Annotated in this window: 5 protein-coding genes; all 5 read left to right on the forward strand. The window is 74.6% G+C overall.

Translation table 11 applies throughout. The annotated features are described in order from the left end of the window. The first annotated feature begins 39 nt into the window (after positions 1-39). Complete coding sequence (gene mtrB, locus WCD74_RS25760) at positions 40-1,812, forward strand: MtrAB system histidine kinase MtrB (RefSeq protein ID WP_337697757.1); 1,773 nt, start codon at positions 40-42, stop codon at positions 1,810-1,812. Then, a complete protein-coding gene (locus tag WCD74_RS25765; RefSeq protein WP_337697758.1) occupies positions 1,809-3,605 on the forward strand; it encodes an LpqB family beta-propeller domain-containing protein in 1,797 nt (598 codons plus the stop codon). Before mtrB ends, WCD74_RS25765 begins: the two co-directional genes overlap by 4 nt. A gap of 106 nt (positions 3,606-3,711) precedes the next feature. After that, positions 3,712-4,434, forward strand: a complete 723-nt coding sequence (locus WCD74_RS25770) for a ComF family protein (RefSeq protein WP_337697759.1) — start codon at positions 3,712-3,714, stop codon at positions 4,432-4,434. Positions 4,435-4,639: 205 nt separating this feature from the next. Continuing rightward, positions 4,640-5,305, forward strand: coding sequence for a ribosome hibernation-promoting factor, HPF/YfiA family (gene hpf, locus WCD74_RS25775; protein ID WP_337697760.1), 666 nt, complete (start codon positions 4,640-4,642; stop codon positions 5,303-5,305). A 147-nt stretch (positions 5,306-5,452) separates the two neighbouring features. Continuing rightward, positions 5,453-8,626: a preprotein translocase subunit SecA gene (secA, locus tag WCD74_RS25780; protein WP_337697761.1), complete on the forward strand. Its 3,174-nt coding sequence runs from the start codon at positions 5,453-5,455 to the stop codon at positions 8,624-8,626. Position 8,627: the final 1 nt, after the last annotated feature.

Here is an 8,627-nt window from a genome sequence, read left to right on the forward strand (position 1 = left end):
ACGGAGCGGAGCGGAGCTCGACCCCGGGGGGCTGCGCTCGTGGCTGACCGTCTCGCCCGGCTGCGCCGCCGCGCCGAACTGGCCCTCGCCGAGCGGGTGGGCGCCGTCCGCGTGCTGTGGCGGCGGTCGATGCAGCTGCGGGTCGTGCTGTCGACGGTCGCCATGTCGACCGTCGTGGTCCTGGTGCTCGGGCTCGTCCTGCAGACCCAGATCGCGGACCGCCTGCTGCAGGGCAAGCAGCAGGCCGCCCTGGTGCAGGCGGACATCAGCCGCCTGAACCTCGAGCGGGACCTCGCCCGGGTGGACCCCGACCGCGACGGCACCCGGACCACGCTCGACGACGCCCTCGACCGCCTGACGTCCTCGGGCTCGGGCTCCGACCGCGACGCGGGGGCGTTCGAGGCGGTCCTCATCGCCGGCACCGAGGCGATCGGCACGCCGGGGGCGTCCTCGGACCCGGAGGCGACCGACCCGTCGTCCGGACCGGCCGACGTGGTGCCCGCGCAGCTGCGCGACCCGGTGCTCAAGGGGTTCCTCGCGACGAAGTACGTCACCGTGGCGCAGGTCGGGCGCCCGGACGTCCCCGCGCTCGTGGTCGGCCAGCCGGTGCGCACCGCCGGGCGGAACCTGCAGCTGTACCTGATCTTCCCGCTCTCGGCCGAGCAGCGGACGCTGGCGCTCATCCAGTCGACGCTGGCCCTGGCCGGCCTCGCCCTGCTGGGCCTGCTGGCCGCGATCTCGAGCATCGTCACGCGGCAGGTCGTGCGCCCGGTGCGCCAGGCCGCGGACGTCGCCGAGCGCTTCGCCGACGGCCACCTCGACGAGCGGATGCCGGTCTACGGCGACGACGAGGTGGCGCGGCTCGCGGAGTCCTACAACGAGATGGCCGCGAGCATCCAGCAGCAGATCCACCAGCTCGAGGAGTTCGGCGGGCTGCAGCGGCGCTTCACCTCCGACGTCAGCCACGAGCTGCGGACGCCGTTGACGACGGTGCGGATGGCGGCGGAGGTGCTGCACGCCCAGGCCGAGGACATGGACCTCGTGGCCCGCCGGTCCGCCCAGCTGCTCGTCGACGAGCTCGACCGGTTCGAGTCGCTGCTCGCCGACCTGCTCGAGATCAGCCGGCTCGACGCCGGGATGGCGGAGCTGGCGCTGGAGCAGGTCGACGTCCGCGACGTGGTGCGCCGCTCCGCCGAGACCGTGCGTCACCTCGTCGACGAGACCGCCACCCCGCTGCTGCTCGACCTCACCGAGCCCGCCGTCGCCGAGGTGGACCCGCGCCGCGTCGAACGCATCCTGCGCAACCTGCTGGCCAACGCCATCGACCACGGCGAGAGCCGCCCGGTGGAGGTGCGGGTCGCGGCCGACGAGCACGCGGTGGCGGTCGTGGTGCGCGACCACGGCGTCGGGCTCAAGCCGGGCGAGGCCGGGCTGGTGTTCAACCGGTTCTGGCGGGCGGACCCGTCCCGCCAGCGCCGCAGCGGCGGGACCGGGCTCGGGCTGGCGATCAGCCTGGAGGACGCCCGGCTGCAGGGCGGCTGGCTGCAGGCCTGGGGCGAGACCGACCACGGCGCGGTGTTCCGGCTGACCCTGCCCCGCACCCACGGCGACCTGCTGCGCACCAGCCCGTTGCCGCTGATCCCGGTGTCCGCCGCGCCCGCCGAGGCCGAACCCGGCATCCACGAGGCCGCCGGGACCACCGGGACCGCCCTGCCGCCGCCGGAGACCGGGGAGTTCCCGGTGGTGGTCGGCGACGGCCGGAACGACGCCGCGGACGCTGCTGACGCCGCGGACGCCGAGGACGCCCGGTGAGGCGCACCGGGCTCGTGGCCGTCCTCGCCCTGGTGGCCCTGCTGCTCGCCGGGTGCGCGACCGTCCCTGGCTCGTCGGACGTCTCGGTGCTGCGCCGCGTGGGCGACCCCGCGGAGCCCAGCGCCCCACCGGGCCCCGCCCGCGGCGCGGGTCCGCTGGAGATCGTCCGCGGCTGGATCCTGGCGTCGGGCGCCACCGCCGAGCGGCACAGCGCCGCGCGGGCGTTCCTCACCCCCGCCGCGGCCGGCGGGTGGGACGACGGAGCGTCCCCGACGGTCGTCTCCGACCGCGTCGACACGGTCTTCGTCCAGGGCAACGGGCGGTCCGAGGAGGCGGTGGTCCGCATCCGGGCGGACAAGCTGGGGACGCTGCGCCCGGACGGCGCGTTCGTCGCGGCCCCGGGTCTGGTCGACCTCACCGTGAACCTCACCGCCACGAACGGCGTCTGGCGCATCTCCGGCCTGCCGCCGGGGACGATCGTGCGGCGCGCCGACCTGCGGGCGAACACCCGACCGGTGCGGATCTGGTTCCTCGCGTCGGTCGGCGGGGCGCCGGTGGGGGAGACCCGCTACCTGGCCACCAGCCCGGCCCGGTCGGTCTCGTCGCGCGTGCTCGACGAACTGCTCTCCGGCCCCTCGGACGACCTCCGCGGCGCCGCGCTGTCCGCCCTGCCGCCGGGCGCGCTGCTGCGCTCGGCGGTCGGGACCACCCCGGACGGTGCGACGACGGTGGACCTGACCCGGGTCGGGCCGGTCGACTCCCTGGACGCCGGCCGCCGCGCCGAGATCGCCCAGCAGATCGTGCTGACCCTGGCGGGCGTCGGGGTCGACCGCGTCGCCCTGACCGTCGACGGCGCACCGCTGCTGGCCGGGCGGGGCGAGCTGGGGGTCGCCGACGTGCTCGCCGGGCTCCCGCCGACGGTGCGCGAACGCCGCGACCTCCCGAGCGACGGCCCCGCCGCGGCGGCCCCCGCCGCCCCGGCCCCCGCCGTCGTCGTCACCGGCGGACGCGTGCTGACCGTCCCCGAGGACCTCACCGACACCCGTGCGACCACCCCCGACCTCGTCACCGGCGTCGACGACGCCCGCAGCGCGAGCCTCGCGCCCGACGGCCGCGACGTGGCCGTGGTCGGGTACGAGAACGGCGTCATGCGGCTGTTCGTGGGCCGGTCGGGGGCGGCGGTGACCCCGACCGGAATCGTCGGGCGGGTGGTCACGCGGCCGTCGTGGACCCCGGACGGCGCGGAGGTGTGGACCGTCGTCGACGGCGTCCCGGTCCGCGCGATCCGCCCGCCCGGCCCGGGCGGGACCCTCACGCCCGTCGCCCTCGACACCGCGCAGCTCACCGGTCTGGGCCCGCCGGCGACGCTGCGGCTCTCCCCGGACGGCACCAAGGTCGCCCTGGTCGCCGACGGCCGCGTCGTCATCGCCACCGTCGTGCGCGACCCCGGGGGCGGCGCCCGCCTCGGCCCGGTGCGGGTCCTGCGGCCGGGCCCGGTCGGCGAGGCCCTCGGCGGCGTGCTCGACGTCGCGTGGGCGCAGACCGACCGGCTCGTGGCGGTCGGCACGGCTCCCGGGCTGCCCGTGCAGATCGCGTCCGTGGACGGGTTGGAGCTCGACAGCCCGACGACGACCAATTTGACCCCGCCGGTGACGGCCGTCGCCGCGGCCTCCGAGCGGCCCGTCCTCGTGGTCGACCAGGGCGGGCTGTGGTCGCTGCCGCCCACCGGCGGGGACGTGTGGAGCTCGGTGCCGGGCGGGGCGAACTCATCCGTGCCGTCCTACCCCGGCTGAGCCGTCCGGTCCAGCGGTCCGTCCCCACCGGCAGCGGCGGCGCCGCTCGTCCCCAGGCCGCCGCGACCACCCGCGGCCACGAGCGGCCCGGCGGCAGCATCGGGGCGTGCTCACCGGCCTGCTGCCCGCCCTGGTCGACCTGCTGCTCCCGGCGGGCTGCGGCGGGTGCGACGCCGTGGTCGGGCCCGGCGGCGGCCTGTGCCCGACCTGCCGTCGGGACCTCGCCCGCCCGGTCCCGGTCCCGGAGCAGCCGGGCCTGCCGCCGGCTCTCGCCCTCGCGCCCTACCGCGGGGCACCGCGGCACGCGGTGATCGCGTACAAGGAACGGGGCCGACGCGACCTGGCCGGCCCGCTCGCGGCCGCGCTCGCGGCGGCCCTGGACCGGACCGTCCCCGACGAGGAGTGCCTGCTCGTGCCGGCGCCGTCCCGCCGCGGCGCGGCCCGGGCGCGCGGGGGCGACCACATGCTGCGCCTGGCCCGGGCGGTCGCGGCTCGCTCGCACCACGAGGTGCTGCCGGCGCTGGCGCTCTCCCGCGGCGCCCGCGACTCCGTCGGGCTGGACGCGGGTGCCCGGGCGGCGAACCTGCAGCGCCACCTGCGGGTCCGGCGCGGCGTGCGCCCGGTCCCCGGGCGTCCGGTCGTGCTGCTCGACGACGTCCTGACCACCGGGGCCACCGCGCTCGCGTGCGGCCGCGCCCTCGCCGGGGTCGGCCTGCCGGTCGACCTCGTCCTCGTCCTCACCGCGGTCGGCGCGCGGCGCCCGGTCGTCCCGGGCGGACGCATCCCCCGCGCGGGCGTCATCCGGACGGACCACCACCCGCCGTCGTGAACGCGTGACAAACGGGAGCCGTCCCCCGACCTGACGGTCGCCCCCGCGACACCTTCCGGCCATCCGTCCGAATCGCTAGCGTGTCCCCTCTCACCGGTCCGGCGACCGAGAGGAGGCGCGAGGAGTCGTACCGCGACGCCACGGGCCCGCGACCACCCGCCGGGCACCTCCGTGGCGACGCTCCTTCCTTCCCACGGGAGTTGATGTGGAGATCGTCATCTGTGGCCGCAACGTCGAGGTCCCGGAGCACTTCCGCGACCACACGAACGAGAAGCTGGCCCGACTCGGACGCTTTGACCACAAGGTCATCCGGATGTCCGTCGAGCTCTCGCACGAGAACAACCCGCGCCAGTCCAAGACCTGCCAGACCGTCGAGATCACCGGCCGCGGGCGCGGCCCGGTCGTCCGCGCCGTCGCGTGCGCCGGGGACTTCTACTCCGCGCTCGACCTGGCCGTCGGCCGCCTCGAGGAGCGGATGCGCCGCGCCCACGACCGCCGCGTGCACAAGGCCGCGCGACGCAAGGTGGCGGTGGGTGCCGGCGGTCCCGGCGAGGACCTGCCCTCGTCCGGCGCCGAGCTCGACGAGGCGCTGCCCGAGCCCCTGCGCGACGGCGAGGACGAGCACACGGCCGTGCCCGCCGCCCGGGAGGCCCTCGACGACCGCTTCGACCGGGAGGTCGACGGCGACGGCCCCGGTCACATCGCACGCGTGAAGGAGTTCGAGGCGGTCCCGATGACCGTCGACGACGCCCTGTCCCAGATGGAGCTGGTCGGGCACGACTTCTTCCTGTTCTCCGACAAGTCCAGCGGCCGGGCGAGCGTCGTGTACCGCCGCCACGGCTACGACTACGGCGTCATCCACCTCGTCTAGGGCACCGCGTCCCGCCGGGGCCCGGTCCACCACGGGCCGGGCCCCGGATCGTGTCCGTGCTCCGCGCTTACCATGGGGGCGTCACGGTGCCCAGGTGGGCGCAGTGACGCGAGCCAGCGACGACGAGGACGAGCGAGGTCACCCATCGTGGTGCTGAACCGACTGCTGCGGGCCGGCGAGGCGAGGACGGTCAAGCGTCTCGGCGCGATCGCGGACTACGTCGACACCTTCGCCGACGAGATCGAGCGGCTCTCCGACGCCGAGCTGCGGGGCAAGACCGAGGAGTTCCGGGGGCGCTACGCCGACGGCGAGTCGCTCGACGACATGCTGGGCGAGGCGTTCGCGGTGGTCCGCGAGGGGGCCCGGCGCACGCTCGGCCAGTACCACTACCGCGTGCAGCTGATGGGCGGCGCGGCGCTGCACCTGGGCAACGTCGCCGAGATGCGCACCGGTGAGGGCAAGACCCTGGTCTCGACGCTGCCCGCCTACCTCAACGGCATCACCGGCGAGGGCGTGCACGTCGTCACCACGAACGACTACCTGGCCCGACGCGACTCGGAGTGGATGGGCCGCGTCCACCGCTTCCTGGGGCTCTCGGTCGGCGCGATCTACGCCGAGATGCCGCCGGACGAGCGCCGCGAGGCCTACAAGGCCGACATCACCTACGGCACGAACAACGAGTTCGGCTTCGACTACCTGCGCGACAACATGGCGTGGGCCAAGTCCGAGTGCGTGCAGCGCGGCCACGTCTTCGCGATCGTCGACGAGGTCGACTCGATCCTCATCGACGAGGCCCGTACGCCGCTGATCATCTCCGGGCCCGCCGAGCAGAGCGCGCGCTGGTACTCCGAGTTCGCCCGCCTCGCGCCGAAGATGACCAAGGACCTGCACTACGAGGTCGACGAGCGGAAGAAGACCGTCGGGGTCACCGAGGAGGGCGTGTCCTTCATCGAGGACCAGCTCGGTATCGAGAACCTCTACGAGGCTGCGAACACCCCGCTCGTCGGTTACCTGAACAACGCGATCAAGGTCAAGGAACTCTTCGTCAAGGACAAGGACTACATCGTCCGCGACGGCGAGGTCCTCATCGTCGACGAGTTCACCGGCCGCGTCCTCGCTGGCCGGCGCTACAACGAGGGCCTGCACCAGGCGATCGAGGCCAAGGAAGCGGTCGAGATCAAGCAGGAGAACCAGACCCTCGCGACGATCACGCTGCAGAACTACTTCCGGCTCTACGAGAAGCTCTCCGGGATGACCGGTACGGCCCAGACCGAGGCCGCGGAGCTCTCCAAGACCTACAAGCTCGGCGTCGTGCCGATCCCGACGAACCGGCCGCCGCAGCGCGTCGACCAGCCCGACCTGGTCTACAAGACCGAGGCCGCGAAGTTCGAGGCCGTGGCCGACGACATCGCCGAGCACTACGAGCGCGGCCAGCCGGTGCTGATCGGTACCACCAGCGTCGAGCGCTCCGAGTACCTCGCGAAGCTGCTGGTGCAGCGCGGCGTGGAGCACTCGGTGCTGAACGCGAAGTTCCACGAGCAGGAGGCCGGGATCATCGCCCAGGCCGGGCGCCGCAAGGCCGTCACGGTCGCGACGAACATGGCCGGTCGCGGCACCGACATCGTGCTCGGCGGGAACCCCGACTTCATCGCCGACCTCGAGCTGCGCGCGAAGGGCCTCGACCCGGTCGACATGCGCGAGGAGTACGAGGCCGCCTGGGACGACACGCTGGCCCGGGTCAAGGACGAGGTGTCCCGCGAGGCCGACGAGGTGAAGAAGGCCGGCGGGCTCTACGTCCTGGGCACCGAGCGCCACGAGTCGCGGCGCATCGACAACCAGCTCCGCGGCCGCGCCGGCCGCCAGGGCGACCCCGGCGAGTCGCGGTTCTACCTCTCGCTCGGCGACGAGCTGATGCGCCGGTTCAACGGCGCCATGGTCGAGACGATCATGACGCGCTTCAACCTGCCCGAGGACATGCCCATCGAGGCCAAGATGGTCTCCCGGGCGATCCGCAGCGCGCAGACCCAGGTCGAGCAGCAGAACTTCGAGATCCGCAAGGACATCCTCGAGTACGACGAGGTCATGAACCAGCAGCGGACGGTGATCTACGACGAGCGCCGCCGCGTGCTCGACGGGGAGAACCTGTCCGAGCAGATGCAGAACATGCTGGTCGACGTCGTCACCGCCTACGTCGACGGCGCGACCGCCGAGGGCTACAGCGAGGACTGGGACCTCGAGAAGCTCTGGGAGGGCCTGCGCCAGCTCTACCCGGTCTCGGTCGGCTGGGAGGACGTCGTCGAGAACAACGAGGACATCGACCGCGATCTCCTCGTGGACGTCCTCACCGAGGACGCGCTGGAGGCCTACCGCCGCCGCGAGGCCGAGATCGACGGCATCGTGCCCGAGGGCGGGATGCGCGAGCTCGAGCGCCAGGTGGTCCTCTCCGTGCTCGACCGCAAGTGGCGCGAGCACCTGTACGAGATGGACTACCTCAAGCAGGGCATCGGGCTGCGGGCGATGGCCCAGCGTGACCCGAAGATCGAGTACAAGCGCGAGGGCTACGAGATGTTCTCCTCGATGATGGAGGGCATCAAGGAGGAGTCCGTCGGCTTCCTGTTCAACCTGACGATCCAGGTCGAGGAGGTCGCGCCGGTCGACGCCGTGCCGGGCGCCAACCCGAACACCGACACCGCCATGCAGCCCGCGATCCGGCCCGAGCCGCCCCAGGACGGCCGCCGGCTCTCGACGGCGGGAGCGGCCCCGGTCTCGGGCCCGCCGCGGCCCGCCGGCCCGGCCGGGCCGGTGCCGCCGGGGCAGGCGCCGCCGCGGATGGTCCCGCCGGACCCGCGCTCGACGCCGACCACCGCGATCCCCGCCGGCCGACCCGCCGGGCCGGTCGACCGGCCGTCCCGCCCGAGCGGCCCGCAGCCCGCGGCGCCGGCGCCGACCGGACGGGCCGGGCGTGGCGTGCCGACCGGTCGTCAGGGGCGCCAGGCCCCGGCGGACCCCGGTGCGCCCACCCAGCCGACCGCGGCCGGCCCGGCCATGTCGCAGCTGAACAACGGCCCGGTCCCCGACGCCTTCCGCGGTGCGGGGCTCGGCGGGCACCGGCCGCAGCAGCTGAACTACTCCGGCCCGGACGAGGACGGCCAGGCCTCGGCGCAGGCCGCGAACGGTCAGCAGGGTGGTCAGCAGGGCGGCCGGCACGCGGGCGGCAACCCGCAGCAGGCGCGCCGGGCCGACACGCCGTCGCGCAACGCGCCGTGCCCGTGCGGGTCCGGTCGCAAGTACAAGCAGTGCCACGGGGCACCGGCGCGCTAGC

This window comes from Actinomycetospora aurantiaca (assembly GCF_037401875.1).
GTDB lineage: Bacteria > Actinomycetota > Actinomycetes > Mycobacteriales > Pseudonocardiaceae > Actinomycetospora > Actinomycetospora aurantiaca.